Raw genomic sequence first — 26,487 nt, 5'->3', positions numbered from 1 at the left:
ACCGAACCGCCGTATACGGACCCGTACGTACGGTGGTGTGGGAGGGGCGGAGCTGAGAGGCTCCCCCCTATCCCGATCGATGACGAGCGAACGGCGCGTGCTCACATCTGAGGACAGGCCAGCCCCAGAAAGCCGGAGCGTCGTGCGATCGCGGCCTCAAGACCATTTGGCAAGAAACTCACCGCCTCGTCCAACTTGTCGTCGCACACGCTGCAGCGGCAAAACCGCCTGACTCCGGCGAGCAGTTCCTCCCGCGACACGCCCTCATAGGCTCGTCGCGTCGTTTCAAGCGCCGCCTCGACCTCAAGCGGAGATAGCAGCAGGTTTCCCATCTGCCCCGGCAACGCTTGCGCGTGCTCGGAGCCCAGCGCATGCCAGACGATGCTGACGGTCGGATGACGACCTGTGATTGTCATCCGGAAGACATGTTGTTCATCGACGAGGTCCGAAAGCGCGCCCTCCATCGCCACCAGCTTTCTTGCGAGCTTGACGAACCCCGGACGATCGAATGCGCGGAAAAATGGCGTGGACCCGGGAGGCCAACTCGTCGCTTGCGGTGAGCCATGCGTCTTCCTCATATTCGCGCGGGTGCGCCCGCCAATCGTCGATGGCCTGCCATGCCTCCGCGGACAACGGGCTTTCCGCCGCGGCCGCAGCAAAATGTGGCTGAATGCGCGCATGCTCGCGCTCATCGACGAACAAACCGATCCACCAATAGTCGAAGGCCACGCGTCACCCCCTGCAGCACGTTTCAGGCTGCGCTGGATGGCCGACGGGTTACCAAGCGCCAGCCGTCTTCGGGACCGCGTGTTGGTCGCGGCACGCGAGCAACCGGTTCGCCTCACCAGTCGTCAGAGCAGGACAGAACCGCCGTGTGCACTATGTGCCGGCCTCCGGTACCGGCTTTGGCCGCGGCTTCCGTGGGGCGGGGGGCGGAGGAGGAGGGGCCTTCGGCTGCATGGTCACGATGACGGGATTCGGCTTGTGGTCGGTCGCGGCGCCCGTCACGGCGTCGACCCCCATGCCCACGAGACCGCCCGCGATGATATTGCCGGCGAAGCCGGCGGCGCCGGTCGCCGGGACTTCCTTCGTGAGCTGCACCGTCTGCGATTCAAAACCTTCCTTCTGGAGGGTGATGGAAATGTCGGCGTTGCGCTTGGCGACCACGGAGCACGGCGTCATGCAGGTGGTCGGCACCTCGAGACCGCTAACCACGGCTTCAACGCCTGATGGTGTCGATGAAATGCTGATGTTTTCCGTCGTGCCGCGTGTAACGGACGCGCAGCCGCCCAGCATGGCGCCAAGCGCCAAAATTCCCACAATACGCATGAAACAAAATCCCCAGCCCGAGATGCAATCAAGTGCAACCGGAGCGCGAAGGCAAGGGGCGCTACGACGAATAGTTAAGCCACGCCAAGGTTGTGCGCTGGCTTACTCGCCCTTCATGCGCTGGCCGTCGTGGATGCGGACATGTTCGGCGCCGCGCGCGCCGGAGGGGGAGAGCCTCAGCATGCTCAACATGGCTCCGCACAGCGCAAAACCGACGGCGGCCAGAAGCGCGATCCGCGAGCCCTCGATGGCGTAGCGGCCAAGGAAGAGCGCGACCAGCGCCGCGCCTGTGGTCTGACCCAGCAGCCGCGCCGTGCCTAACATCCCGCTGGCGCCGCCGGAGCGCTCGCGCGGGGCGGCCGCGATCATGGTGCGGTTGTTCGGGGTCTGGAACAGGCCGAACCCGAGACCGGCAAGCGCCATTCGCCAGATCACATCGGTATGTGCCGGGCTGGCAGGCAGCAATGCGAGCGAGGCGAGCCCGGTCGCGAACAGCAGAAGGCCGATGCCGCCCAAGAGCCCGGCCGGATAGTGCTCGACCAGCCGTCCGGCCAGCGGCGCGGCAAAGGCCACCGCGATCGGCCAGGGCGTGATCAACAGTCCCATCTCGACTGCCGAATAGCCAAAGCGGTGTTGCAGGAAGAAGGGGATCGCGACGAAGGCCAGCATCTGCGCGCAGAACGAGGCGATCGAGGTCGCGATCGACAGGCCGAAGATCGGGATGCGCAACAGATCGATCGGCAGCAGCGGCACGGCGACGTGCGTCTCGCGATAGATCAGGAGCGCGCCGGCGGCTGCTGCGACGCCGAATTCGATCAGGCAGATGAGCAGCGGCTCGCCATGGCCGACACTGTCGATCGCGAAAATGCCGACGCCGAAGGTAAGGGCGCTGAGCGCTGCGCTCTGCCAGTCGAAAGGGTGCGATGCGAGATGCGTGTGCGGCAGGCAGTTCCAGCCGAGAACCAAAGCGACGAGTCCGAGCGGGATGTTGATCGCGAACAGATAGGGCCAGTTCGCAACCGAAAGGATGGCCGAGGCGAGCGTCGGTCCGATCGCGGCCGACACCGCGACGACCAGCGCATTGCGGCCGATGCCGCGTCCGAGCAAGGCGTGCGGATAGGTGAACCGCACCAGCGCGGTGTTGACGCTCATGATGCCGGCGGCGCCAAAACCCTGGATGATGCGCGCGAGCGTCAGTTCCAGCAGCGTGTGCGACAGCGCGCAAAAGGCCGAGGCGAGGGTGAACAGCAGCAGCCCTGCGAGATAGACGCGGCGATAGCCGACGATCTCACCCATCGAGGCCAGCGGCAGCAGCGAGATGGTGATGGCAAGCTGGTAGCCGTTGACGATCCAGATCGAGAAGGCGGGGCTGGCGTTCAGATCGGCCGCAATGGTCGGCAGCGCCACATTGGCAATGGCGCCGTCGACGACCGACATGGTGATGCCGAGCGCGATGGTGAGAATGGCCCATTGTCGCTGCGGCAGCGGCAGGCCGTCGGCATGCTCGATGATATTCGTCGACATCGTGAACGGCGTCGGCTCGCGGATCGCCTGCGATGAGATCGCAACTTGACAGAGTCGCGATGGTTCCGGAACTGCGCCGCTACCAGCGCGCCGTTAACTTGCCGAACAGGTAGAGCGCGATCAGCCCGGCCGTCACCGCGGTCGAATAGATCAGGATATTGCGGTCCCAATCGATCCGCTTGCGCCCGGCCTTGCTGAAGGTGAGCGCCGCGAACAGGGCCTTCATGGCAAATCGGCGCATATGGCGTCCTCGAAAGCCGGAGGATGCCATCGTCGGCCCCGGCGGGCTTGATGCACGTCAACGACGCGGAAGCCGCACGACCGCGGCGTGACGCATTGCCAGCAGGATATGAGTCCGCGTGACGAATCCCCAAAGATCTTGCTTGACTGATACATTCCTCGTTGGCTATACGTTAATCAATAACTTACTGGTTATGGATTTGGAATGCCGAGCGCCCACGACGTGATTTTCAGGACGCTGGCCGATCCGACGCGGCGGGCCATCTTCGAACGTCTCTGTCGCGACGGCGAGCAGACGGTCGGAGCGCTCACGGCGCGCGCCGGGATCTCGCAGCCGGCCGTCTCAAAACATCTCGGGGTGTTGAAACAGGCGGGCCTCGTGCGCGACCGCCATGAGGGCCGCCAGACCCACTACAGCGCGCAACTCGGGGCGCTCGGCCCGCTGATCGACTGGACCCGCCAGATGGCCGGGTTCTGGGAGCGGCGGTTCGACGACCTCGAAGACCTGCTCAAGAGGATGGATCAATGAACAAGCCTGAAACGCGCTCCGTCATCGTCGAGCGTGAGATCCCGCATCCGCCGGAAAAGCTCTGGCGCGCGCTCACGCAGCCGCATCTGATCGAGGAGTGGCTGATGAAGAACGACTTCAAGCCCGAGGTGGGGCACCGCTTCAATCTGCGCGGCGAATGGGGCGGCGTGCTCGATTGCGAGGTGCTGACCATCGAGCCGCACAAGACGCTGTCCTACACCTGGAATTTCGCGCATGCGGACGCGGCCTTCGACTTGCGGAGCGTCGTGACCTTCACGCTGACCCCGACGGGCCGGGGAACGCATCTGCGCATGGAGCAGGTCGGCTTCCGTCCCGACCAGAAGCAGGCCTTTGGCGGCGCGCATGCCGGCTGGAAGCAGTTCTTCGACAAGCTCGATCAGGTTTTGGCGCGGGCAGAGTGACGCCTGCGGCGTCGTTGATCGTTTCGTCTCAAGGGAGGGGTTCTTGAACAACTGGATTCGTCAGATTCACCGCTGGCTGTCGATCGCCTTCACGCTGGCCGTCCTCGGCAATGTGATCGCCATGGTCAGGCAGGAGCAGGCCATCTGGATCGGCCTGCTGGCGCTGTTCCCGCTGATCCTGCTGCTGTTGAGCGGTCTGTACTTGTTCATGCTGCCTTATGCCGTCAAATGGCGCAGCCAGTGACAGGAAAGACGCGCAAGACGTCTGCGAGGGCTGCAAAGCCGGCTCTCCTCGCAGGCGGCAATCCCCAGATTGCGAAAGCCGAGGGCGACGCCCCCGTTCAGGCCTATATCGCAGCCATGCCGGGCTGGAAGCGCGACATTGGCCGCCGGCTCGACGAGCTCATCGTGCGCACCGTCCCCGGCGTGCGCAAGGCCGTGAAATGGAATTCGCCTTTCTATGGCATCGCTGACGAGGGGTGGTTCCTCAGCTTTCACTGCTTCACGAAGTACGTCAAAGTGGCGTTCTTCCGCCGCACGTCGCTGCGTCCTGTTCCGCCCGGCGAGTCCAGGAGCAAGGACACCCGCTACCTCGACGTCCACGAGAATGACCAGTTTGACGAAGCTCAGCTCGTCGCCTGGGTAACGCAAGCCAGCCGATTGCCTGGCGAACGCATGTGAGGCAACCAACAAGATGAAGAAAGCGATGGCAACCGCGAAGAAAAGCCTTGCGAAGGATGCAAAGGGAGGAGCGTCTCCTTCCGAGCACATCGATGCGCGGATCAAGGAGCTCGGCGACTGGCGCGGCGAGATGCTGGCGCGCGTCCGCGGCATCATCAAGCAGGCCGATCCTGAAATCGTCGAGGAGTGGAAGTGGCGCGGCGTTCCCGTCTGGGAGCATGACGGCATCATCTGCACCGGCGAGACCTACAAGGCGGTGGTGAAGATGACATTTGCAAAGGGTGCTTCGCTTGACGACCCTTCGGGCCTGTTCAATTCGAGTCTCGAAGGCAACACACGGCGTGCCATCGACATCCACGAGGGCGACAAGATCAATGAAAAGGCCCTGAAGGCGCTCATCAAGGGCGCCGTGGCGCTGAATACCGCGAAGCAATCGGCCAAGAAAAAGAAGAGCTAATGCGGCAACTGGCTCTGCCGGAAGTCGCGCGGCGACAGGCCGAAATGCTCGCGGAAGACGCGGCCGAAATGCGAGAGGTCGTTGAAGCCCCAGGCAAAGGCGATCTCGCCGACATGGCGGTGCGCGAGCACGGGTGAGGCAAGGTCGCGCTTGCATTGCGCAAGGCGCTCGGCAAGGACGTAGCGTTGAAACGAAGTCTGCTCGTCGGCGAGGAGGTCGTTGACATAGCGCGCGGAGATGCCGAGCGCGGCCGCGGTATCCGACAGCGAGAGATCCGGATCGGAGAGGCGCGCGCGGATATGCGCCTTGAGCCGGTAGAGCAGGGCGGAGCGATGGGTCGATGACGGCAGCGCCGTCTTGCCGAGACGTTCGCTCAGCGCCATCGCGACGAGGTCGACCGCCTGCTCGGACAGCGCGACGGCGTGGCTCGCCTCGATCTGGTCCGCGCTCTGGCAGACGCGGTAGACGAAGTCATAGGCAAGCCTCTGCAGCGGCGAGTCCGGGCCGAAGGTGATGGCGGTCAAGGCCTCGGTGCCGCCGAGCCGCCGCTGCAGCATGTCGCGCGGCACCTTGAAGATCGTCTGGGTGAAGGCGTCGTCGAACTTCAGCTCATACGGGCGCGTGGTGTCGTAGAGCGCGAATTCGCCGGGATGGATCACGGTCTCGCGGCCGTCCTGCACGACGCCGCCGATTCCGCGATTGCCGAGCGCGACGAGCACATAGTCCTGATCGGAGCGCGCGATGCGCGACGGCGTGCGGTAGACATGCTGGCGGTCGGAGCTGACATCGGAGCAGACCGCGCGGCCGAGCGAGGCCTGCGTCACGGTGCCGTGAAAGGCGCTGCCGAGGTCCGATTTGCAGTCGAGCCCGACGAACACGTCGCAGACGATGTCCTGCCAGAGCGACAGGCGGCGGTAGCCGGGGCTGCCGTCCGTGGTGAACTGGATGGGCATGCGTGAGCCTCCCTGTCACATCCCGCGCATTGTGCTGGCACTCGACCTGCCGGGCGGCGAGGCAATTTCCGTACCGCCCTGTCCATCGCTCCCGGTCGACTTTTCGTTCCGCCGCGGTCGAGCGCCGGCCTCCCGCTTGGCGCAATAGACTGCATCGGACGTGGTCAGATTTCAATGGAGGCGGGAATGGGCATCGAACATCCAAAATACAAGGTCGCGGTGGTGCAGGCGGCACCGGCCTGGCTCGATCTCGACGCGTCGGTCGACAAGTCGATCGGGCTGATCGAGGAGGCCGCCCAAAAAGGCGCCAGGCTGATCGCCTTCCCGGAAGCGTTCATCCCCGGCTACCCCTGGCACATCTGGATGGACTCGCCGGCTTGGGCGATCGGCCGCGGCTTTGTGCAGCGCTACTTTGACAATTCGCTCGCCTATGACAGCCCGCAGGCTGAGAGGTTGCGCGCTGCCGTGCGCAAGGCAAAGCTCACCGCCGTGATCGGGCTGTCGGAGCGTGACGGCGGCAGTCTTTATCTGGCGCAATGGTTGATCGGGCCCGATGGCGAGACCATCGCAAAGCGTCGCAAGTTGCGGCCGACCCACGCCGAGCGCACCGTCTATGGCGAGGGCGACGGCAGCGACCTCGCGGTCCATAATCGTCCGGACATCGGTCGCCTCGGCGCGCTCTGCTGCTGGGAGCATCTCCAGCCGCTGTCGAAATACGCGATGTACGCGCAGAACGAGCAGGTGCACGTCGCGGCCTGGCCGAGCTTTTCGCTCTACGACCCCTTTGCGGTGGCGCTCGGGGCCGAGGTGAACAACGCGGCCTCGCGCGTCTATGCGGTCGAGGGCTCCTGCTTCGTGCTGGCGCCGTGCGCGACCGTCTCGCAGGCCATGATCGACGAGCTCTGCGACCGGCCGGACAAGCACGCGCTGTTGCATGTCGGCGGCGGTTTTGCCGCGATCTACGGTCCTGACGGCAGCCAGATCGGCGACAAACTCGCGCCCGACCAGGAAGGACTGTTGATCGCTGAGATCGATCTCGGCGCCATCGGTGTCGCCAAGAACGCGGCGGATCCGGCCGGGCATTATTCGCGCCCCGACGTTACGCGGCTGCTGCTCAACAAGAAGCCCTATAAGCGCGTCGAGCAGTTTTCGCCGCCGGCCGAGGCGGTCGAGCCTACGGATATCGCAGCGGCGGCAAGCTGAGCGCGGAGGATATGACCATGGAATCCGCGATCCCTCCGCATCTGGAGACAAAGCGCTCGCGCCACAAACGCGTGCCGGATGACTACCAGCCGCCATATCCGTCCTTCGTGGCGCGCTACAAGCCCACCGTCAGCCGCGTCGTGATGGCTTATTTCGGCGTGCAGTATCGCGGCGCAACGCCGGCTGCTGCGACTGACGCACTGGCGCGGATCGCAAGGCGTTTTGCGGCGGCAGATGGCCCCTCGCATTGGGACCGCGCGAGTTACGTGGACCATGCCGGCTACTCGAATGTCGTCTCCGTCGCCTATTGGGACGACGTCGCGCGCTTCGATGCCTGGTTCGCTCTTGCGCGTGAGGATTGGACCGGGACGGCGACCGAGGGCATCGGCACCTTCATCGAGGTGCTGCGCCCCTCGGTCGACAGGCACGAGACGCTGTTCTCATCGCTCGGCCGGCCCGAAGGCGTTGCTGTGATTGCCGACGGCATGAGCGGCGACGTGCAGGAGCACGCCTATTGGGGCGGCATGCGCGACCGCATCCCGCTGTCGCAGACCAATGAGATGGCACCTGCCGGCAAGCCGGAGCTGGTGCGCGATGGCGCGCGGCTGCGGGTCAAGGCCAATGACAATCTCTGCCTGATCCGTTCGGGCCAGGACTGGAGCGATACCGAAGCGTCCGAACGGAAGCTCTATCTCGAGGACGTCGAGCCGGTGCTGCGCGAGGGTATGGACTTTCTGCGCGATGATGGCGTCGCCATCGGCTGCTACGCCAACCGCTACATGCAGGTGCTCGGAAGCGACGGCCGACCTACCGAAAAATCCTACGGCCAGAGCTGGTGGAAGAGCCTGGCCGCGCTGGAGCGCTGGGCGGAATCGCACCCGACCCATGTCAGGATTTTTGGCGCGGCGATGAAGTATCTCTCGACGCTCGGGCCGTCAGCAAAACTGCGGCTCTATCACGAGGTCACTGTGGCAGCATCGGACGAGCAGTTCTTCGAGTATCTCAACTGCCATCCCAAGACGGGGATGCTGACGGCGGTCGAGGCGGTGATCGCCTAGTTTTACGCTGGGAGCGCCGCGCAGCGGTCGAGCAATTCGGGATGCGCGGCGCAGATGTGATGCGCGCCGGCGTCCCGCAGCTCGGCCTCGCTGCCATAGCCATAGAGCACGCCGATCGCCGTCATGCCGTTCCTGCGCGCGCCGACGACGTCGTGGCTGCGGTCGCCGATCATGACGCCAGAGCGCGGGTCGACCTTCGCCTCATCGAGCGCGTAGGCCAGCAGGTCACCCTTGTCGACGCGGGTGCCGTCGAGCTCGGAGCCGAACACGCGCTCGAAATAGCGGCCCAGGCCAAAATGGTCGATGATGCGCTCGGCAAAAACCCGGGGCTTGCTGGTCGCCACGAACATGCGCGGGCTTGTCGCCGCCAGCGCCGACAATGTCTCCTCGATCCCGCCATAGGCCTCGTTCTCGAACAGGCCGACATCGCCAAACCGCTCGCGGTAGAGCAGCAGCGCGCGGTCGGCAAGCTCATCGGTTCCCGTCAGCCTCTTCAGGCTGGCATGCAGGGGCGGGCCGATGCACCAGGTCAATTCGTCCTCGGTCGGGACGGCCTGGCCGAGCGTCTTGAGGGCATACTGGATCGAGCGGGTGATTCCGGGCTTTGGATCGGTCAGCGTGCCGTCGAGATCAAAATAGATTGTATGCATCGGGGTCCGGCTCGCGTTGATTATCCTGGCCGTTGCTAGTTGCCTTGCTGCCCGGTTTCAAGGCCGAATTATGTGATGTTGCGGACCCAATCGCGGATATCCTTGCCAGGAACGCTGCTCGGCTGTGGCCTCGCGACGCTGCTACTGCATGCGCCTGTCAGGGCCGAGGAGCAGCCGATCCGCGGCGCGCGGCCGAGCGTCGAGGAGCTGGCGATGGCGCCGGACAAGCCCGCCGATGCCGCGCGCGAGAGCGACACCCGTGAATCGATCTGCCTGATGATCGAGGCCGCGGCGAAAGCCTCGAACCTGCCGCTCGAATTCTTCGCCCGCGTGATCTGGCAGGAGAGCCGTTTCCAGACCGACGCGGTCGGTCCCGTGACGCGCAATGGCCAGCGCGCGCAGGGCATCGCGCAGTTCATGCCGGGCACCGCGAGCGAGCGCGGTTTGCTCGATCCCTTCAACCCCGTCCAGGCGTTGCCGAAATCGGCCGAGTTTTTGGACGAGCTGCGCAACCAGTTTGGCAATCTCGGTCTTGCCGCCGCTGCCTACAATGCCGGTCCGCGACGGGTGCAGGAGTGGCTCGCCGGCACCGGAGGGATGCCGCAGGAGACGCGGAACTACGTCGTCGCCATCACCGGCTCGACGGTGGAGGATTGGGCCGCGACGGGAAGGGGCGGCAAGGCCACGCCCAGCGCGCCGCCGACGAGCTGTCGTGATCTGATGGCGCTGCTCAAGCGCGCGCCCAATCCCTTCATCGCCGAGCTCGAACAGCATGTGCAGTTGGCCGCGGCAAAGCTCTGGGGCGTGCAGCTCGCCGCCGGCTTCGATCGCAACAAGGCGCTGGCGATGTACTCCCGCGCCATCAAGCGGCTGAGTGACATCATCGGCGACCGCGATCCGAGCCTGCTGAGTTCGGTGATGCGCAGCCGCGGCACGCGCGCCTTCTACCAGGTACGCATCGGCGCCGACACGCGAGGCGAGGCGGACGAGCTGTGCGGTCGCATACGTAAGGCAGGAGGGGCGTGTTTTGTGCTCAAGAACAGGGGCGTGAGCGGGTGAAGGTGCCGTCATTCCGGGGCGCGACGAAGTCGCGAGCCCGGAATCCATTGGCCCGCAGAGTTTGCCGAACGATGGATTCCGGGCTCGCCCAAAGGGGCGCGCCCCGGAATGACGAGCGATTGTTGCAGCACGCATGCCAGCCCCGCCGCACCCTTCCTTGACGTGACGCGCCGTCTCGCCCGTTATGCCGCCACCATTTCTCTCATCCCCGGCAGCCCGTGGCGCTTCCTCCGCTCGATTCCCCGCAATGGCACAGCTCTTCGCGCGCCTTTCTGTGGGGCCTGCGCTCGATCACGCAGACCATCCTCACCATCGTGCTGTTCGTGACCTATCTCGGCATCGGGGCGCTGGCTCATGATACGGGCTTCAGCCTGGCCTGGGCGCTGGCCTCGACCCTGTTCGTGTGGGCGGGACCGGCGCAGATCATCCTCATCACCACGCTCGGCTCCGGTGCGACCATCATCCAGTCCGCGATCGCCGTGACCGTGAGCGCGATCAGGCTGTTCCCGATGGTGGTCTCGGTGCTGCCCTTGATGCGCGCGCCCGAGACCAAGCGGCGACAGCTCTTCTTCGTGGCGCATCTGACCGCGGTGACGCTGTGGGTCGAATGCCACCGCTTCCTGCCGCTGGTGCCGCGCGACCGGCGCATCGCCTTTGTCCATGGGCTCGGCTTTGGCCTGGTCTCGGTCTGCCTCTGCGCCAACACGGTCGGCTATTTCCTCGCGGCCAACCTCACGCAGACGCTCGGTGCCGCGATCCTGATGCTGACGCCGCTGTCGTTCCTGTTCTCGACCGCGCGCAACAGCCGCGAGCTCGCCGACATCGTCGCGCTCGTGCTGGGGCTCTTGCTCTACCCGCTGGCCGCGAAGATGAACTCAGGCCTCGACATCCTCGTCAGCGGCGTCGTCGCCGGCACCATCGCTTACGGCGTGCATTGGTTCCGGGAGGCGCGCACATGAGCAGTTTTATCGGCGACTGGCACGCGCTTGCCGTGCTTTTCGTCGCGGGCGTTATTCCCAACCAGATATGGCGCATGCTAGGTCTCTGGTTTGGCGGCGGTCTGGACGAGGGCTCGGAAGTCCTGGTCTGGGTGAGGGCGGTGGCGACCGCGATCCTTGCCGGCGTCATCGCCCAGATCGTGGTGCACCCGCCCGGCGCGCTGGCAAGCGTGCCGGATGTGTTGCGCTACGGCGCGGTGATTGCCGGCTTCATCGTGTTCACCCTGACGCGCCGCTCGATCTTTGCCGGCGTCGTCACTGGCGAGTTCGTGATGCTGGCCGGCCGGGCGTGGCTGGGCTAGAGTCGGGCTGAACAATAGGGAACAGTGAGAATGGTTCGCGAAAACGAACTCCGCGAAGGCGAGCTTGCGATCGAGCTGCCGAAGGCCGAGGACGCCGGCCTCGTCTTCATCGGCCGCATCCGCACGCCCTGGACCTCGCGGCTGGAGACGCCGCGGCAGGGACGCCATGACGGGCCGGTATGCCGGCTCGAGATTTTTGGGCCCTTCGTGCCGGCGATCAAGGGCGTCGATTTTTACAGCAATCTCGAAGTGCTCTACTGGCTCGACAAGTCGCGCCGCGACATCCTCTTGCAGAGCCCGAAGAACAACGAGAAAACACGCGGCACATTCTCGCTGCGCTCGCCGGTGCGGCCCAATCCGATCGGCACGTCGATCGTCAAGCTGGTCGGCATCGAGGGCAACACCATCCTGGTGCGCGGCCTCGACTGCCTCGACAACACGCCGCTGATCGACATCAAGCCCGACCGCTGCGAGTTCACGCCGCTGGCCGCTCCGCAGCCGGGGGATTTTGAGACGGAGTAGGTGTCTCCATCCGTCATTCCGGGGCGACGCGAAGCGTCGAGCCCGGAATCCATCGGGCTGCAGAGACAGTGGAGAAATGGATTCCGGGCTCGCGCCAAGTGGCGCGCCCCGGAATGACGAGGGGAGAGACCTACCCCTTCAACGCCGCGATCAGCTTCGCCGCGTTTTCCTCGAGCACCTTGTTGTCTTCCTTGCGGCTCGCAGGTGGCAGCATGGCGACACCGTCATGGCGCGGCATCACGTGCATGTGCAGGTGAAACACCACCTGTCCGCCGGCCGGCTCGTTGAACTGCTGCACGGTGATGCCGTCCGCTTCAAATGCCTTCATCGCGGCCGCGGCAACCTTGTGCGCGCCGCGCGCGACGTGCGCGTAGTCGTCCGGCTTGATGTCGAGAATGTTGCGGGCAGGGGCCTTCGGAATGACCAACGTATGCCCTGATACTCGCGGCATGATGTCGAGGAAGGCGAAGACGTGCTCGTCCTCATAGACCTTGTGGCAGGGCAGCTCGCCGCGCAGGATTTTTGCAAAGATGTTGTTGGCGTCGTAGGCGGTCATGGCGCGGCTCCTCGTAGATTTCGTGTACTGTCACCAGCCGGCGCAAGGCGTCAAGGCGCCTCTTCGGTCGCTTTTCGGAATGGCCCCATCTCGGTGAGTTCGCGACCGGCTTCCGCGACATAGGCGCGCTCGCGCTTGAGGTAATCGTCGATCGCGCGGCGCAGGCCGGGATCGGCGATGAAGTGCGCGGAATGCGTGGTTTGCGGCAGGTAGCCGCGCGCGATCTTGTGCTCGCCCTGCGCGCCGGCCTCGACGTTTTTCAGTCCGCGCTTGATCGCAAAATCGATCGCCTGGTAGTAGCAGACCTCGAAGTGCAGGAACGGGTGGTGCTCGACCGCGCCCCAGTTGCGGCCGAACAGCGTGTCGGCGCCGATGAAGTTGATGGCGCCGGCAATCCAGCGGTTGTTGCGGCGGGCCATCACCAGCAGCACGTCCTTGGCCATGGTCTCGCCGATCAGCGAGAAGAATTCGCGCGTGAGATATGGCCTGCCCCATTTGCGCGAGCCGGTCTCCATGTAGAACGCAAAGAAGGCGTCCCAGGCGTCCTCGGTGATGTCGCTGCCGGTGAGCCAGTGGATGGTAATCCCGGCGGCGAGCGCCTCGCGCCGCTCGCGCTTGATCGACTTGCGATGGCGCGAATTCAGCGTCGCCAAAAAATCGTCGAACGTTGCGAAGCCGTGATTGTGCCAGTGGAACTGCTGGTCGGTCCGCTGCAGGAAGCCGTGGCTTGCGAGCAGCTTCCATTCGGCCTCGCGTGCGAAGGTGACATGCACGGACGAGGCCTTGCTGACACCGCAGAGCGCGATCAGCCCGCTCGCCAGCGCATCCGCAATGCGCGGGCGATCGACGCCGTCGCGGATCAGGAGGCGCGGGCCGGTTGCAGGCGTGAAGGGAACCGAGACCTGGAGCTTTGGATAGTAGCGGCCGCCGGCGCGCTCATAGGCGTCGGCCCAGCCGCGGTCGAAGACATATTCGCCCTGCGAATGCGATTTCAGATAGCAGGGCACGACTCCGGCGACGGCGCCGTCAACCTTGGCGACGAGATGCCGGGGCCCCCAGCCGGTGCGCGCCGTGGCCGCGCCGGAGTATTCGACGGCCGACAGAAAGGCATGCGAGACGAAGGGGTTATAGGCGGGTGTTGAAAGTCCGGTGCAATCACCCGGCAGCGCGGATGAAGCGGTCGGATCGGCGATTCCCGACGGATTGGCGCAAGCGTTCCAATCCTCAGCGGACACCTCGCCAATGGAAGGAACGGCCTCGAGCGTGATTTCGGAAGATGCCATCGCGTATCTTGAACAACCCCTGCGTCAAAGATCGTGCATTGCAGCAGCGACTTCAAGGGGTGTGGGAACTCGGGGCTGTGCCGCGGACTCGTCTTGCAATAGGAGCGAGATGCCTTTCAAGAGTCGTCTTGGCGAAAGCCAGGACCCATATGTGGACGGCCCCCGTGGCACAAGAGCTTTTTGGCGAGATCGGGTCGCTTGCATCCATATGTCCGGCCTGTTGAGTGCGATCGGGTAGATCGCTGGCCAAGATGGTTTGCGCGATGCGAGTTCCAAACACCGCTGCGACCTGTTGACGGCCGATGGGTCCCACGGATTGTCTCGCATCGTTGCTCGATCGATCGCTCCATCTGCTCTTGCAGCTCCGGGTCGTCCGGCGAGCGAGCCCGCCGGACGGCCAATCTGTTAGGCGGCGACTGCTGCAGCGGCATTCAATCGTGCCGCGTCATAACTCTCGCCCGTCGCCATCAGCTTCCAGGCGATGCGGGCCACCTTGTTGGCGAGAGCCACGGCCGCAAGCTTCGGCGGCTTGCGCGCGATCAGGGCCAGCAGCCAGCGCGAGTGATGACCACGTCCCCGCCTGGCCTGCTGGATCACCGCTGTGGCCCCGATCACGAGCAGCCGTCTCAGGTCCTCATCGCCCGCCCGGGTGATCTTGCCGAGCCTGGTCTTGCCGGCGGTGGAATGGTCCTTGGGCGTGAGGCCGAGCCAGGCCGCAAAGTGACGGCCGGAGCGGAACGCCCGCGGATCAGGCGTCTTCATCACCATCGCCGTCGCAATGATCGGGCCGACCGACGGGATTTGCGCCAAACGTCGGCCCATGGCATCGCCACGATGCCAAGCCATCAGCTTGGTCTCGATTGCCTCCAGCTCACTCTCGAGTCTGGCGCATTCGCGGCCCAACACGACAAACAGCTCGCGCGCCAGGACGGGAAGCGTCTCGTCCTGCGCAATCTGCGCCAATAACGGCTCGATCTTGTCCAGCCCCTTGGGCAATCAGGCCGAACTCCGCCGCATGGCCGCGGATCGTATTGGTCAACTGAGTGCGCCGGGCGATCAGTCCGTCGCGGATACCCGTCAGCATCAATGCGGCTTGCTGCTCGGCGCTCTTAACCGGCACGAACCGCATGCTCGGCCGGCTCATCGCCTCACATAGCCCTTCCGCATCCCGGCAGTCGTTCTTGTTCCGCATCACGTAGGGCTTCACCAGTTGCGGCGCCATCAGCTTCACCTCGTGACCGAGCTTGCGAAGCTCTCGCGCCCAATATTGCGAAGCCCCGCAAGCCTCCATCCCGATCACGGTCGGCGGCAATTTGGCGAAGAAGCCCGCCACCTGCTTACGCGATAGCTTCTTGCGCAACACCACCTGCTCTGCCGCATCAACCCCATGCAGTACAAAAATATACTTCGACGTATCCATCCCAATGCGGATAATCTGGCTCACGGACGGCTCCTGTGAATGTGTTTTTGACAACCTCATTGGCACACTGATGCCGTAGGGGGCCGTCCACCCCATCACCCCAGGGAGAGGTTTGGCGAAGACTCGTAGTTTTCAATCCTCCCGCGGTACTCACACCGCGCGTCACCGAGCGATCACGCGGTATGGGTCCTGGCTTTCGCCAGGACGACCTCTGGGCTACGGCACGAACCCCTCAAAGATCATCTGATCGGCATATTTCGCCGCCGCGGCGCGCTGCTCGGCCGTGCGCACAGTCCAGGTCAGCAGCGGGCAGCCAAAGACGTTGCGCGCGATCCAGGGGGCGGGCGCCGGGAGCTGGTTGACCGAGAAGGCGACGAAATGCGGCTGGGTCTGAAAACCGTGGCGCAGATACAGCATGCTGTCGCGCTGCCCCTCGGTGAGCTTGGTCCAGTGGCCGTCGTCATAAGTCCGCTGCGCGACGATGCCGCGTGGCCGCGACGGAATCAGCTCGCGCAGTGCCAGCACCTGGTCGGGATCGAAGGACATGCCGACCGCCGGCCCCTGGTAGGAGGCGAGCACCTCGGCCATCCGAGCTACCAGCTTGCGGTCGCCGCCAAAATGGCTCTTCACCTCGATCACCAGCGGCACGCGGCCGGCGACCATGGCGCAGAGGTCGGACAGCGACATCATCCGTTCGGACGTGTCCTTGAAGGTGATGGACCTCAGCTCGGCCGCGGTCTTCTCGATGAGGAGACCGCTGCCGTCGGTGAGGCGGCCGAGTGCATCGTCGTGATGCACCATGGCCTCGCCGTCGGTGGTGAGCTGGATGTCGACCTCGATCGCGAAATTGCCCGCTATCGCAGCCTGTACCGCGCCCGGCATGTTCTCGACCACGCCGCGTGAGATGTCGTGCAGGCCGCGGTGAGCGACCGGCCGCTTCGTCAGCCAATCCGGAGCGCGCAACGCCCGTCCTCCCGCCTCAGGCGACCTCGAACACGCCTTCGACCTCGACCGCGGCATCCGCCGGGAGCGAGGCGACGCCGACCGTGGTGCGGGCGTGGCGGCCCTTGTCGCCGAAGGCGGCGACCATCAGGTCCGAGGCGCCGTTCAGCACTTTTGGCCCGTCGACGAAATCAGGTGCGGAATTGATGAAGCCGCCGAGCCGGACCACGCGCACGACCTTGTCGAGGTCGCCGAGCGCCGCCTTGACCTGGGCGAGCAGGTTGACCGCGCAGCCGCGGGCCGCCGCCGCACCCTGTTCGATGCTGACGCCGGCGCCAAGCTTACCCTTGGCGATCAACTTGCCGGCGGGGTCGAAGCAGACCTGGCCGGAGACGAAGATCAGATTGCCGGTCCGCACGAACGGAACGTAGTTGGCGACCGGGGCAGGGGCCTCATGCAGGACAATGCCCTGTTCCGCGAGCTTCTGTTCGACCGTTCCTGCCATGTTGCGCCCTCGATGCCTGCTGTGAAGACCGGGGCGCGGATGCGCACCCGGCGCGCCTGTTTCGCCGATTGCCCGGTCACATGCAAGGTCGCCGCGGGGCGCCGGCCAGCGGTTCAGGGTTGCATTTTTCTGAGGCAGAACAGGAGGTTCAAGGCAAAACCGCAACTTTCCGTGAAGCCGCCGCAGTTGCGACGCAATGGAACGGCCATTAATGTGGCGAATCTTCGCATCCCCAGGGAACAGACATGGTGCACCTTTTCCGGACGTCGCTCGGTGTGATGGCGTTTGCGGCGGCCGCGCTTGCGGCGGGCGGCGAAGCCGCGGCGGCGAACGGCCCGTTCCTTCCGCACCAGGCGCTGTACGAGCTGAGCCTCGTCAAGTCGCGCAGCAACTCCGTCAACAGCGCGCGCGGGCGCATCCTCTACAATTTCAACGGCAATAGCTGCGAGGGCTACACGTCCGAATTCCGCCAGGTCTCCGAGCTCGACAGCGGCGAGGGCAAGATCACGCTCAGCGATCTCCGTTCCAATTCCTGGGAAGACGCCGCGGGCAAGAGCTACCGCTTCAAGATCGAGACGCGGATGAACGACGTCGACAGCGGCCGGGTCGACGGATCGGCCGAGCGTGACGGCGACCACATCAACGTCAAGCTGAAGCTTCCGGCGCCAAAGACCTTCAAGCTCGATGGCACCACCGTGTTCCCGACCGAGCAGATCCAGCGCATCATCGCCGCCGCCAAGGAAGGCAAGTCGCTGCTCGAGTTGTCGGTCTATGACGGCTCCGACAATGGCGAAAAAGTCTACAACACGCTCACCGTCATCGGTCAGCCGATCCCGGCCGAGCGCACGGCCGCTTCACCCGATCCCTCGACCAGCGACGACCACATGAAGTCGCTGATGCGCTGGCCGGTCACGGTCAGCTACTTCGATCGCGAGGCGCAGCAGAAAGAGGGTGAGCAGACGCCGGTCTACGCCATGGCGTTCGAGCTCTACGAGAACGGCGTCTCCCGTGCGCTCGTGCTCGACTACAACGATTTCGTCATCTCAGGCGCGATGGGCAAGTTCGACGCCAAGGACGCCAAGCCCTGCAATTGAGCGCTCCTCAAGCCTTTGAACGTGCCTCAGTCGGTGCGGATCTGATAGTGGCGCAGCTTGGCGTAAACGGTGCTCTTGGCGAGACCGAGTGCGGAGGCGGTAGCTGCCACATTGCCATTGCATGACCGAAGCGTGCGCGCGATGAGGTCGCGTTCCGTCGCCTCGGTGAGCGACAGGCCCAGACCGTTTCCGGCGTGGACGTCCGTCCGGACGGAGAGGTAGAGGTCGGCCAGGTCTGAAGGCTCAATCACCTCGCTCGCGCTGGTCAGCAGCAGGCTCTCAACCCGGTTGCGCAGCTCGCGCACATTGCCCGGCCAGTCATGGCCTTGCAGAAGCGCCAGCGCCTCCGGCGAGAAGCGGCAATCGCCGAGGCCGTAGCGCGTCCTCGCCTGGGCCACGAAATGATCGACCAGCATCGGAATATCATCCGCCCGCTCGCGTAGTGGGGGAATGGCGATCGGGACCACCGCCAGCCGGTAGTACAAATCCTTGCGGAAGCGCTGCCCGTTGACCTCAGCCTCGAGGTCGCGGTTCGTCGCGGCGATCAGGCGGAAGTCCACCTTCCGCACCGTCGCTTCGCCGACGCGGCTGATCTCGCCGCTCTCCAGCGCCCGCAGCAACATGGGCTGCAGGTCGAGCGGCAGTTCGCCGATCTCGTCGAGGAAAAGACTGCCGCCGGACGCGGTTTCGATCTTTCCGGCCATGCCGCCGCGCCGCGCGCCGGTGAAGGCGCCGTCCACATAGCCGAACAGCTCGCTGGCCAGCAATTCGCGCGAGATGCTGCCGCAGTTGACGACGATGAACGGCTGGTCGCGGCGGGGCGAGGCCGTATGGAGTCCCTGGGCAAAAATCTCCTTGCCGACGCCGGTCTCGCCAAGCAGCAAGACGGGCGCGGACGTCCACGCGACGCGGCGGCATTTCTCGACCACTGCATGCATCCTCGGGCTCGCGTGGATGATGTTTCCGAACGTGCGGGCGGAGTTTTGCGCTGATGGCGAGACGGTCCGGGCCGCCGCCTTCGGCGCCACCATGATGGTGCCCAGATGCTCGCCGTCATGGTTCACCGGCCTCAGCCATTCCTCCTTGATCCAGGCTGGACGCGAGGCGTCCCATGGCCGATCGTCGCTGCTCCTGAGTTGCGGAAAGCTCGGCTCGCACCGGGGCGCGCCGAGATCGCGCATGATCTGCGTGATCTCTCCGTTGGCCTTGAAGGGACGCCCGGCGCTGTCGAACAGCACGGCGTGATGCCGGTCCGACGGGGGCAGCAGCCAGAAGCACTGATCGAGAAGCCGATAGCGCGCCTCCATTTCCATCTGAAGCAACTGCGCCTCGATGCGGGCGGCCGCCGAAATCGCCAGCGCGAGGGCCTGTCGGCCGTAGGAATCGGACAGCCCGGACAGATCGATCGATCCGATCACCGCGCCGTCGATCGGGTCGCGGATCACGCTGGCCGAGCAGGTCCAGCGCTGAATACCGGAGCAAAAATGTTCGGTGGCATGCACCTGAAGCGGCTGGCCGGTTTCCAAGGCCGTGCCGATCGCGTTGGTGCCGCAGACCGTCTCGCTCCAGTTGCTGCCGGGGAGGAGGTGCGTCTTCTCCACTGCATTGCGCAGCGCGATCTTGGTGTCGCCTTCGAGCCGCAGCACGATGCCGTCGGCATCGGTCAGCACCATCACGGTGCCGGTCTCCGACATGTAGTCGCGCGCCAGTGCCATGGTGGAGGCGCCCGCCTGGACCAGCCGGTTGCGCTTGTCGAGCAGGCGCTGGAGCCGTTCATCGCGCATCGGCATCGGAGCCTGGCCGCGCCGGTGGTCGACGGCCGACTCCTGACTCCGTCGCCAGGAATCGCTGATCGCGGGACGCACGACCTGTCGCGTGGCGAGGATCCCGGACTGGAAGTACTCCCAGTTCGTCAGGACGTCGCGGACGATGTCAGGATTTGCGAAAGCTTCCTCTGGCGTCTGACCCAACACGTTCCCTCCTTTGACGCGCTGAGTGGTCCCGAGCTGTGGACCCCGAGCTTCATCCCCCGATTGTGAAACCATCCATGGAAACGTGCAACGGACAATCGCGACCTTGGTGCTACCCCGGTCCGCCTCCGGCCGCACTGCAAAATGCGGCGGTTGAAGGCGGACCGAAGTGTTCAAGACGGCGGAATCTAGAGCATGATCCGGAAAAGTGTGAAGCGGTTTTCCGGCAAGATCATGCTCAAACAAAGACCTAAAGCGCGATGACGATTCATCCAAATCTCATCGCGCTTTAGGCGGCCTTGCGGTGGCTCAGGCTGTCGTAGAACGCAGTCTCGAACCGCATATAGCCGGTAAACGAAGCCACATCAGCAAAGGGCAGGATCTGGGTTGCCCAATAGCCGCCAAAGCCGTTCTGCCGGTCGATCCAGTAGAACAGGTTCGCCAATCCCGCCCAGCCGAGCGCACCGGCCGGCCGGCCCGTCGGAGCCTTCTCATCGTTGACCATGAAGGTGAACGCCCAGGATTTTGACAGGCCCGGGAAGAACTCCGCATCGTTCGAGAGCGACTTGATGACGCCCGGCAACGCCGTCACCTTCAGATCGCCGAGCTGGTTCTTCTCGGCCATCTTCACGGTCTCCGGCTTCAAGACCCGGCCATGGGGACCTGCGCCGTCGTTGAGCCACATGCGGATGAAGCGCATGTAGTCGCTGACCGTGCTGTAGAGGCCGTGGCCTCCCATATGGACCTCCGGATTCGCAGGCAATTCGAAGTCCATCGGGGTCAGCGAGCCGTCGGCGTTGCGCGCGTGAACGCCGGCAAGCTTGCCGCGCACGGCAGCGTTGATCTCGAATGTGGTGTCGCTCATGCCGAGCGGCTTGAAGATGCGCTCGGCAAAGACCTCGCCGAGCCGCTTGCCGGTGATGCCCTCGACGACCTGTCCGACCCAATCGATGTTCGTTCCGTACTCCCATTTCGAGCCGGGATCGAACAGCAGCGGCGTCATGAGCGCGGCCTTCGACGAGGTGATCACGCTCGGCTGTCCGTGCTCGGTCGCCAGGCGCAGATAATTCTCGTTGAAGAAGTCGTAGCCGAATCCGCCGGTGTGCAGCAGCAGCATGCGCGTGGTGATGTCACGCTTCGGCGCGCGAAGTTTTGGCTGGCCCTTGGCGTCGAAGCCGTCGATCACCTGGAGCTTGCCGATGTCAGGTGCGTACTTCCTCGCGGGAGCATCGATGTCGAGCTTGCCTTCCTCGATCAGTTGCAGCGCGGCCGTGCCGGTGATCGCCTTGGTCGTCGAGAAAATGGCAAAGCTGCTGTCCGTCGTCATCGGTGCCGACTGGTCGGTGCGCCGCTTGCCGACGGCCCCCTCGTAGATGTTGCCGTTGCGATCGGTCACCATCGCCACCACGCCCGGGACGCCCTGGCCCGTCGTGACGGTCTCATGGAGAATGGCGTCGGCCGCCGCCTTGAATTCCTTGGTCATGTGTTGCTCCGAATTGTCTGATAGATGCGGGATGAAGGGCCGCGCCCACCAAAGGGTTGCGCGGCCCCGTGTGCGTTCACTGCTTGGCAAAGCCGGGATAGGCCGAGGAGGCGACCTCATCGCACTTCTGGCGATAGGTCCCGACGCCGCCGATATAGGAAAGCAGACGGCGCGGCTTGCCCTCGACGTTCGAGCCCATGTACCAGGAGTGAGTCTTCGTCACGAGGGTCGTGTTCGCGACCTCATCGTGATGTGCGACCCAGGCATCCTGCGTCGCCTTGGTCGGCTCGATGACGTTCAACTGGTTCTTCTTGAGATAGGCGATGCAATCGCTGATCCACTCGACCTGCTGCTGAAGGCAGGTCGTCATGTTGCAGAGCGCCGTCGACGGCGCTAGCGGCGCGCCGGTCGTGAACAGGTTCGGGTAGCCGTGGACCTGAAGGCCCATCGTGGTGCGGATGTCGCGGCTCCACTCGTCCTTGAGCGAGCGGCCGTCGCGGCCACGGATGTCGATGCGCGTCAACGCACCGGAGCCGGCGTCGAAGCCGGTGGCCAGGATGATCACGTCAAGCGCATACGACGTTCCATCGGTGAGTTCGATGCCCGTAGGCGTGATCCGCTTGATCGGGTTGTTCTTCACGCTGACCAGCTCGACATTCGGCTGAAGGAAAGCCTCCAGGTAGTTGGTCTCGAGCGGGACGCGATGCGTGCCGAAGCCGTAATCGGTCGGGATCAGCGCCTCGCAGAGTTTTGGGTCCTTCAGGCGCGCGCGCATCTTCTTGCGGACGAACTCGGAGATCTCCTCGCTGACGTTCTCCTCGAAGAACATCTCGACAAAGGAGGCGAGCCACAGCCGCAGCGAGCCTTCATCCCAGATCTTCTCCAGAACAGCGTGACGCTGGTCCGGTGTCAGATCCTTCCAGGCGCCGTTGGTGAAGTCGTATTCGAAGCCGGTGAACGAGTGGGGCAGAACTTTCCGGAATTCCTCGAACCGCGCCTTGTAGGCCTCGACCTCCTTCGGTCCGTATTTCGGGTTCTTCATCGGAATGATGTATTGCGGCGTGCGCACGAACACCTTGAGGCTGCCGACCTCGCCGGCGATGGTCTGGATCACCTGGATGCCGGTGGCGCCATTGCCGACGACGGCGACGCTCTTGCCGGCGAGATCGAGCTTCTCCTTCGGATAGCGGCCGGTGTGGACCAGCGTCCCCTTGAACGTCTCCTGTCCGGGAAAGACCGACGTCAGCGGCGCCGACAGCATGCCGCAGCAGGTGATGAGGAACTGCGCGTCGATCGTGTCGCCCTTGTCGGTCGTGATCGTCCAGCGCTGGGTTGCCTCGTTGAAGACAGCGCTCTTGACTGTCGTACTGAAGCGGATGTCCTTGCGCAGGTCGAGCTTGTCGGCGACGTAGTTGAGCCACTTTTCGATCTCGGGCTGGCCGGGGAAGCGCTCGCTCCAGCTCCAGCCTTTGTAGAGTTCCTCCGAGAACAGGTACTGGTAGATATAGGCCTCGGAGTCGAAGCGTGCTCCCGGATAGCGATTCCAGTACCAGGTGCCGCCGACGCCGGTGGCCGTATCGACGGCCTTGACCTTGAGGCCCTGTTCGTCGCGCAGCTTGTAGAGCTGGTAGAGGCCCGCAACTCCCGTACCGATCACCACAGCGTCGAAGCGTTCCGGCTGACGCGCGCCGTTGGTCGTCCCACTCATGCATCCCTCCTAATTTGGATCTTGTCCTCCTCCCGCCGCGAGGCGCGAGATGCGATCGGGAAACGCAGATTGTGTGCCAGCTCGGGCATGAGGCGTTAAGCGCTTGCGTTGATTGGGTTTGTTGTTTGACGACCGGGGGTCCTCGGGTTCGAAATTCGAACTGGCTGACTGCGGCGAGATCGAAATTCGGTCGAGACGGCGACGCGGCCGCGCGCTTGGGTGAGCACTGGCCCGACGCGCCGCTCCCGGTTACGATCCCCCACAATCAACAAACGTCAGGGAGGCGGCACCCATGCCCAAGATCGAACATCTCCGTCCGAGCGAGCTTCACCACAATCCCGCCTATTCCCATGTCGTCGTCGCCTCCGGTGGTCGCACGATCTACATCGCAGGCCAAGTGTCGACCGACGAGGAGGGCAGGGTCGTCGGCGAAGGCGATCTAGCAGCCCAGACCACACAGGTGATGCACAATATCGGCGCCGCGCTCGCCGCTGCCGGTGCGACCTACGCCAACATCGTCAAGATCACGACCTTCGTCGTCGGCTACAAGCCCGAGCTGCGTCCCATCATCGGCAAGGCCCGCGGCGTGTTCTTCGAAGGCATGACCCCGCCCGCAAGCACGCTCGTCGGCGTCACAGCGCTCGCCGCGCCGGAATGGCTGATCGAGATCGAGGCTGTGGCCGTGGTGGATTGATGTGAGCCTGCGGGGGATGTTTGCAGATGGGTGGAGCTCTTGCGAAACCCGTCCTCGCGGCGAGCCCCGCTGATCGCGTCGCTGAGCACTATCGATTCCACCGGCACGATCCGATGGGTATCGCTGGCGACAGAGGATGCGGTCGTCGTCAGCATCGTTGTCCGTGCTGCGAGGCCAGCTTCACCGGTATCTTGAGATAGTGCACACCGTCGGACTCCGCTGGAGGAAGCTTGCCGGCACGTATGTTGACCTGAACGGACGGCAGCAATAGCAGCGGCGCTGCCAATGTCGCATCGCGCGCTTCGCGCATCTTCACGAATTCGTCTTCTGAGACGCCCTCGCGCACATGCACGTTCCTTGCCTTTTCCTCGCCTACCGACGTTTCCCAGGCGTATTGATCTCGGCCCGGCGCCTTGTAGTCGTGGCACATGAACAATCGTGTCTCCGGCGGTAGCGACAGAATGCGACGGATCGAGCGATAGAGCTCATGAGCATTTCCACCCGGGAAGTCGGCCCGCGCGGTGCCATAGTCGGGCATGAACAGCGTGTCGCCAACGAAGACCGCATCGCCGATCTTGTAAGAGACGCAGGCCGGCGTGTGGCCGGGCGTATAAATGACCTCGGCTTCGAGATTGCCGATCCTGAAGCGCTCGCCGTGCTTGAACAGATGATCGAACTCTGAGCCGTCGCCCGAAACGTCGATTGCGTTGAACACCGGGCGGAAGATGCGCTGCACATCCTTGATGTGCTCGCCGATCGCGACCTTCGCACCGGTCTTGAGCTTGATATAGGGCGCGCCGGAAAGATGGTCGGCATGGGCATGGGTTTCCAGCACCAGTCCGATCTTGACGCCGCGCTCTTTGGCCTCGGCCAGAATGGCGTCGGCCGAGGTCACGGTTGCCTCGCCGCTGCGATGATCGAAGTTGAGCACGGGATCGATGACCGCGCCTTCATTGGTTACGGGATCCCACACGAGATAGCTCACCGTGTTGGTCGGCTCGTCAAAAAACGCCCGAATGTCGGGTTTGGCGATCGCATCCATTGCACACTCCGTCGTTTCTCTCGATCTCGGACTTGACTTATATATTAGCGGTATCTAATTTAGCAATGTCTAATTTAAAGAGGTGCTCCGCTATGCCCGTGCAGTCGGTTCGGCGATCGAAAGTTGGCGGCGATATCGGCATCGACCAACTTGTGCGCAAGGCTGGTGAGGCCGCCCGCCTGCTCAAGCTGCTCGCCAACGAAAACCGTCTGCTGATCCTTTGCCGGCTGGTGATCGCAGGCGAAATGTCGGTTGGCGATCTGGCCGAGGCAGTGGAACTCAGCCAGTCGGCTCTCTCCCAACATCTGGCCAAGATGCGCGAAGACGGTCTGGTTGCCGCGCGGCGCGAAGCGCAAACGGTGTTTTACCGTATCGCTGACCGGAACGCCGAACGCCTGCTTGCGCTGCTCACGGACATCTACTGCCCGTGACGGGCCTACAGCCGAAAGAAGGAACAAGGCCGTGATTGATCTCCCGACCGTTTCACCGGCGCGCGCCGCCGAGCTTGTCCGCAAGGGCGCGGCGCTGATCGATATTCGTGAAGCGGACGAACACGCACGCGAGCGCATCGCCGGCGCACGTCATCATGCGTTGAGCCGGTTGGATGCCGAAAGCCCGGTCCACGCGGACGACAATGTGCTGATCTATCATTGCCGCTCGGGCATGCGCACCAAGAGCAACGCCGACAGGCTATCCGCCGCATCACGCAATTGCGAGGCGTACCTTCTTGAAGGTGGCGTCGATGCCTGGAGGAAAGCCGGACTGCCGGTGACTCTCGATCGGCGCCGGCCGATCGACATTATGAGACAGGTTCAAATCGCTGCTGGTGGCCTCGTGCTGTTGGGGACCGTGCTTGGTGCATTGCTTGCGCCCAGCTTCTACGTTCTGTCTGGAATGGTCGGGGCGGGTTTGATCCTGGCCGGCACTACCGGTTTTTGCGGGATGGCGCGATTGCTCTCCGTGATGCCCTGGAACCGACCCGAGCGAGTGCCGGTGCGATGACACTTCCTCACGATCTACTGGCCGTGGGGTCCGGCGGGGTGGTTGGCTTTGTTCTCGGCCTCGTCGGTGGCGGCGGTTCGATTTTGGCGGTGCCGCTGCTAGTCTACGTGGTGGGCGTGCCGTCTCCGCATGTTGCCATCGGCACCAGTGCGATCGCCGTCGCGGTCAGCGCTGCGGCTAATCTCGTCGGCCATGCGCGGGCGCAGACCGTGAAATGGCCTTGCGCGGTAACATTTGCGATCGCGGGAATGGCTGGCGCCACGATCGGCGCGCAACTCGGCAAGATGGTGGATGGAGCCCGCCTGCTCACTCTGTTCGGACTGCTCATGGTTGCCATTGGCCTCCTCATGCTGCGGCCGCGCAAATCCGGTGGCGACCCGGATGTGAGACTGAGGCGAGAAACCATGCCGCAGATGCTGCCGTCGCTGATCGGCATTGGCCTTGCCGTTGGCGCGCTGTCCGGTTTTTTTGGCATCGGTGGCGGCTTCCTGATCGTGCCGGGACTGATCGGTGCGACGGCCATGCCGCTGATCAATGCGATTGGCTCCTCGCTGGTCTCCGTCACGGTCCTGGGATTGACCACTTCGGTCAGCTATGCCTGGTCGGGCCTCGTCGACTGGCCGCTGGCCGGATTGTTCATCGCAGGTGGAATGCTCGGCGGATTCGTCGGCACTCGTCTGGCCCGTCGTCTCGCGGTTCATAAGCATGCGCTCTCACGCATCTTTTCCGGTACCGTCGTCACGGTCGGCCTCTACGTGGTCATAAGATCGCTGAGCGCCTCCTGACGCGGAAGTCTTGCGGAGGCTTCGCCGCCCAACCGGCGTTGGCGCCTGCAATCCAGGCTGGTGCCGCCGCAATCCT

Annotated in this window: 31 protein-coding genes and 1 pseudogene; 16 read left to right on the top strand and 16 right to left on the bottom strand. The window is 64.2% G+C overall.

From position 1 onward, the window contains the following. Nucleotides 1-101: 101 nt before the first annotated feature. From JQ632_RS21375 to JQ632_RS21355, 5 genes are all read right to left on the bottom strand, one after another. Nucleotides 102-470 (bottom strand): hypothetical protein, encoded by a 369-nt coding sequence (locus tag JQ632_RS21375; RefSeq protein WP_212404552.1) that lies wholly within the window; start codon nt 468-470, stop codon nt 102-104. Further along, nucleotides 433-729: a hypothetical protein gene (locus JQ632_RS21370; RefSeq protein ID WP_212404551.1), complete on the bottom strand. Its 297-nt coding sequence runs from the start codon at nt 727-729 to the stop codon at nt 433-435. The genes JQ632_RS21375 and JQ632_RS21370 overlap by 38 nt, the downstream gene beginning before the upstream one ends. Before the next feature lie 150 nt (nt 730-879). Continuing rightward, nucleotides 880-1,329, bottom strand: coding sequence for a PEGA domain-containing protein (locus JQ632_RS21365; RefSeq protein ID WP_212404550.1), 450 nt, complete (start codon nt 1,327-1,329; stop codon nt 880-882). Between the two features lie 102 nt (nt 1,330-1,431). Further along, on the bottom strand, nt 1,432-2,853 hold the full coding sequence (locus tag JQ632_RS21360) for an MFS transporter (RefSeq protein ID WP_212404549.1): 1,422 nt from the start codon (nt 2,851-2,853) through the stop codon (nt 1,432-1,434). A gap of 79 nt (nt 2,854-2,932) precedes the next feature. Beyond that, nucleotides 2,933-3,094 (bottom strand): hypothetical protein, encoded by a 162-nt coding sequence (locus JQ632_RS21355; protein WP_212404548.1) that lies wholly within the window; start codon nt 3,092-3,094, stop codon nt 2,933-2,935. Between the two features lie 204 nt (nt 3,095-3,298). Between JQ632_RS21355 and JQ632_RS21350 the strand changes: the two genes are divergently transcribed. The 5 genes from JQ632_RS21350 to JQ632_RS21330 are packed head-to-tail and all read left to right on the top strand — an operon-like array spanning nt 3,299 to nt 5,182. After that, nucleotides 3,299-3,622, top strand: a complete 324-nt coding sequence (locus JQ632_RS21350) for a helix-turn-helix transcriptional regulator (RefSeq protein WP_212404547.1) — start codon at nt 3,299-3,301, stop codon at nt 3,620-3,622. Next, on the top strand, nt 3,619-4,044 hold the full coding sequence (locus JQ632_RS21345; RefSeq protein WP_212404546.1) for an SRPBCC domain-containing protein: 426 nt from the start codon (nt 3,619-3,621) through the stop codon (nt 4,042-4,044). The genes JQ632_RS21350 and JQ632_RS21345 overlap by 4 nt, the downstream gene beginning before the upstream one ends. 43 nt (nt 4,045-4,087) lie before the next feature. Continuing rightward, the gene (locus JQ632_RS21340) at nt 4,088-4,288 is read left to right on the top strand and encodes a hypothetical protein (RefSeq protein ID WP_212404545.1); all 201 of its coding nucleotides are present in this window, start codon (nt 4,088-4,090) and stop codon (nt 4,286-4,288) included. Then, on the top strand, nt 4,285-4,725 hold the full coding sequence (locus tag JQ632_RS21335; RefSeq protein ID WP_312015641.1) for a DUF1801 domain-containing protein: 441 nt from the start codon (nt 4,285-4,287) through the stop codon (nt 4,723-4,725). Before JQ632_RS21340 ends, JQ632_RS21335 begins: the two co-directional genes overlap by 4 nt. A gap of 13 nt (nt 4,726-4,738) precedes the next feature. After that, nucleotides 4,739-5,182, top strand: coding sequence for a DUF1801 domain-containing protein (locus JQ632_RS21330; protein WP_212404543.1), 444 nt, complete (start codon nt 4,739-4,741; stop codon nt 5,180-5,182). Here the strand turns inward: JQ632_RS21330 and JQ632_RS21325 are convergent. Beyond that, nucleotides 5,179-6,135 (bottom strand): helix-turn-helix domain-containing protein, encoded by a 957-nt coding sequence (locus JQ632_RS21325; RefSeq protein WP_212404542.1) that lies wholly within the window; start codon nt 6,133-6,135, stop codon nt 5,179-5,181. The genes JQ632_RS21330 and JQ632_RS21325 overlap by 4 nt on opposite strands. A 186-nt stretch (nt 6,136-6,321) precedes the next feature. On the opposite strand from JQ632_RS21325, the gene JQ632_RS21320 reads away from it, so the two are divergent. Together JQ632_RS21320 and JQ632_RS21315 are read left to right on the top strand one after the other, a co-directional pair. Continuing rightward, a complete protein-coding gene (locus JQ632_RS21320) occupies nt 6,322-7,338 on the top strand; it encodes a carbon-nitrogen hydrolase family protein (protein ID WP_212404541.1) in 1,017 nt (338 codons plus the stop codon). 17 nt (nt 7,339-7,355) lie between these two features. Then, the gene (locus JQ632_RS21315; RefSeq protein WP_212404540.1) at nt 7,356-8,396 is read left to right on the top strand and encodes a phenylacetaldoxime dehydratase family protein; all 1,041 of its coding nucleotides are present in this window, start codon (nt 7,356-7,358) and stop codon (nt 8,394-8,396) included. Nucleotides 8,397-8,398: 2 nt separating this feature from the next. Here JQ632_RS21315 and JQ632_RS21310 read toward each other — a convergent pair whose 3' ends face one another. Beyond that, on the bottom strand, nt 8,399-9,046 hold the full coding sequence (locus tag JQ632_RS21310; protein ID WP_212404539.1) for an HAD family hydrolase: 648 nt from the start codon (nt 9,044-9,046) through the stop codon (nt 8,399-8,401). Between the two features lie 144 nt (nt 9,047-9,190). On the opposite strand from JQ632_RS21310, the gene JQ632_RS21305 reads away from it, so the two are divergent. The 4 genes from JQ632_RS21305 (at nt 9,191) to tsaA (ending at nt 11,927) form a co-directional block, all read left to right on the top strand. Beyond that, nucleotides 9,191-10,105, top strand: a complete 915-nt coding sequence (locus JQ632_RS21305; protein ID WP_409363502.1) for a transglycosylase SLT domain-containing protein — start codon at nt 9,191-9,193, stop codon at nt 10,103-10,105. 218 nt (nt 10,106-10,323) lie between these two features. Continuing rightward, complete coding sequence (locus JQ632_RS21300; protein WP_212404537.1) at nt 10,324-11,064, top strand: AzlC family ABC transporter permease; 741 nt, start codon at nt 10,324-10,326, stop codon at nt 11,062-11,064. Beyond that, a complete protein-coding gene (locus JQ632_RS21295; RefSeq protein WP_212404536.1) occupies nt 11,061-11,405 on the top strand; it encodes an AzlD domain-containing protein in 345 nt (114 codons plus the stop codon). The genes JQ632_RS21300 and JQ632_RS21295 overlap by 4 nt, the downstream gene beginning before the upstream one ends. Before the next feature lie 30 nt (nt 11,406-11,435). Next, complete coding sequence (gene tsaA, locus JQ632_RS21290; protein ID WP_212404535.1) at nt 11,436-11,927, top strand: tRNA (N6-threonylcarbamoyladenosine(37)-N6)-methyltransferase TrmO; 492 nt, start codon at nt 11,436-11,438, stop codon at nt 11,925-11,927. 130 nt (nt 11,928-12,057) lie between these two features. Here the strand turns inward: tsaA and JQ632_RS21285 are convergent, their stop codons facing one another. The 5 genes and pseudogenes from JQ632_RS21285 to JQ632_RS21265 all read right to left on the bottom strand — a co-directional run bounded on the left by JQ632_RS21285 (nt 12,058) and on the right by JQ632_RS21265 (nt 16,633). Continuing rightward, on the bottom strand, nt 12,058-12,483 hold the full coding sequence (locus JQ632_RS21285; protein WP_212404534.1) for an HIT family protein: 426 nt from the start codon (nt 12,481-12,483) through the stop codon (nt 12,058-12,060). Nucleotides 12,484-12,533: 50 nt separating this feature from the next. Then, nucleotides 12,534-13,766: a GNAT family N-acetyltransferase gene (locus JQ632_RS21280; RefSeq protein WP_212404533.1), complete on the bottom strand. Its 1,233-nt coding sequence runs from the start codon at nt 13,764-13,766 to the stop codon at nt 12,534-12,536. A gap of 405 nt (nt 13,767-14,171) precedes the next feature. Continuing rightward, nucleotides 14,172-15,210 (bottom strand): annotated as a pseudogene (locus tag JQ632_RS21275) (IS110 family transposase). Nucleotides 15,211-15,402: 192 nt separating this feature from the next. After that, nucleotides 15,403-16,149 carry a glycerophosphodiester phosphodiesterase gene (locus JQ632_RS21270; protein ID WP_212404532.1) on the bottom strand — a complete coding sequence of 249 codons (747 nt, stop codon included), beginning with the start codon at nt 16,147-16,149 and terminating at the stop codon, nt 15,403-15,405. A gap of 16 nt (nt 16,150-16,165) precedes the next feature. After that, nucleotides 16,166-16,633, bottom strand: a complete 468-nt coding sequence (locus JQ632_RS21265; protein ID WP_212404531.1) for a RidA family protein — start codon at nt 16,631-16,633, stop codon at nt 16,166-16,168. Nucleotides 16,634-16,878: 245 nt separating this feature from the next. Between JQ632_RS21265 and JQ632_RS21260 the strand changes: the two genes are divergently transcribed. After that, nucleotides 16,879-17,727, top strand: a complete 849-nt coding sequence (locus JQ632_RS21260) for a cell envelope integrity EipB family protein (protein WP_212404530.1) — start codon at nt 16,879-16,881, stop codon at nt 17,725-17,727. A gap of 26 nt (nt 17,728-17,753) precedes the next feature. On the opposite strand, the gene JQ632_RS21255 is transcribed toward JQ632_RS21260, so the two are convergent. From JQ632_RS21255 to JQ632_RS21245, 3 genes are all read right to left on the bottom strand, one after another. Beyond that, complete coding sequence (locus JQ632_RS21255; protein WP_312015640.1) at nt 17,754-19,700, bottom strand: sigma-54-dependent Fis family transcriptional regulator; 1,947 nt, start codon at nt 19,698-19,700, stop codon at nt 17,754-17,756. A gap of 286 nt (nt 19,701-19,986) precedes the next feature. Beyond that, complete coding sequence (locus JQ632_RS21250; RefSeq protein WP_212404528.1) at nt 19,987-21,180, bottom strand: serine hydrolase; 1,194 nt, start codon at nt 21,178-21,180, stop codon at nt 19,987-19,989. A 76-nt stretch (nt 21,181-21,256) separates the two neighbouring features. Then, nucleotides 21,257-22,888: an NAD(P)/FAD-dependent oxidoreductase gene (locus JQ632_RS21245; RefSeq protein ID WP_212404527.1), complete on the bottom strand. Its 1,632-nt coding sequence runs from the start codon at nt 22,886-22,888 to the stop codon at nt 21,257-21,259. Nucleotides 22,889-23,180: 292 nt separating this feature from the next. Between JQ632_RS21245 and JQ632_RS21240 the strand changes: the two genes are divergently transcribed. Then, complete coding sequence (locus JQ632_RS21240; protein ID WP_212404526.1) at nt 23,181-23,582, top strand: RidA family protein; 402 nt, start codon at nt 23,181-23,183, stop codon at nt 23,580-23,582. Nucleotides 23,583-23,730: 148 nt separating this feature from the next. Here JQ632_RS21240 and JQ632_RS21235 read toward each other — a convergent pair whose 3' ends face one another. Then, a complete protein-coding gene (locus JQ632_RS21235; protein ID WP_212404525.1) occupies nt 23,731-24,624 on the bottom strand; it encodes an MBL fold metallo-hydrolase in 894 nt (297 codons plus the stop codon). A 92-nt stretch (nt 24,625-24,716) separates the two neighbouring features. Between JQ632_RS21235 and JQ632_RS21230 the strand changes: the two genes are divergently transcribed. Genes JQ632_RS21230 through JQ632_RS21220 form a run of 3 tightly spaced genes read left to right on the top strand, consistent with a single transcriptional unit; the run spans nt 24,717 to nt 26,411 of the window. After that, the gene (locus JQ632_RS21230) at nt 24,717-25,055 is read left to right on the top strand and encodes a helix-turn-helix transcriptional regulator (protein WP_212404524.1); all 339 of its coding nucleotides are present in this window, start codon (nt 24,717-24,719) and stop codon (nt 25,053-25,055) included. 31 nt (nt 25,056-25,086) lie between these two features. Next, the gene (locus JQ632_RS21225; protein WP_312015639.1) at nt 25,087-25,626 is read left to right on the top strand and encodes a rhodanese family protein; all 540 of its coding nucleotides are present in this window, start codon (nt 25,087-25,089) and stop codon (nt 25,624-25,626) included. Further along, entirely contained in the window at nt 25,623-26,411 is a 789-nt protein-coding gene (locus JQ632_RS21220) for a sulfite exporter TauE/SafE family protein (RefSeq protein ID WP_212404523.1), read from the top strand. The genes JQ632_RS21225 and JQ632_RS21220 overlap by 4 nt, the downstream gene beginning before the upstream one ends. Nucleotides 26,412-26,487: the final 76 nt, after the last annotated feature.

It is taken from the genome of Bradyrhizobium liaoningense, from assembly GCF_018130955.1.
GTDB classification, from domain to species: domain Bacteria; phylum Pseudomonadota; class Alphaproteobacteria; order Rhizobiales; family Xanthobacteraceae; genus Bradyrhizobium; species Bradyrhizobium liaoningense_C.
The sequence above is the reverse complement of the archived record's forward strand: the minus strand, read 5'-3'. Positions and strand labels throughout refer to the sequence as shown.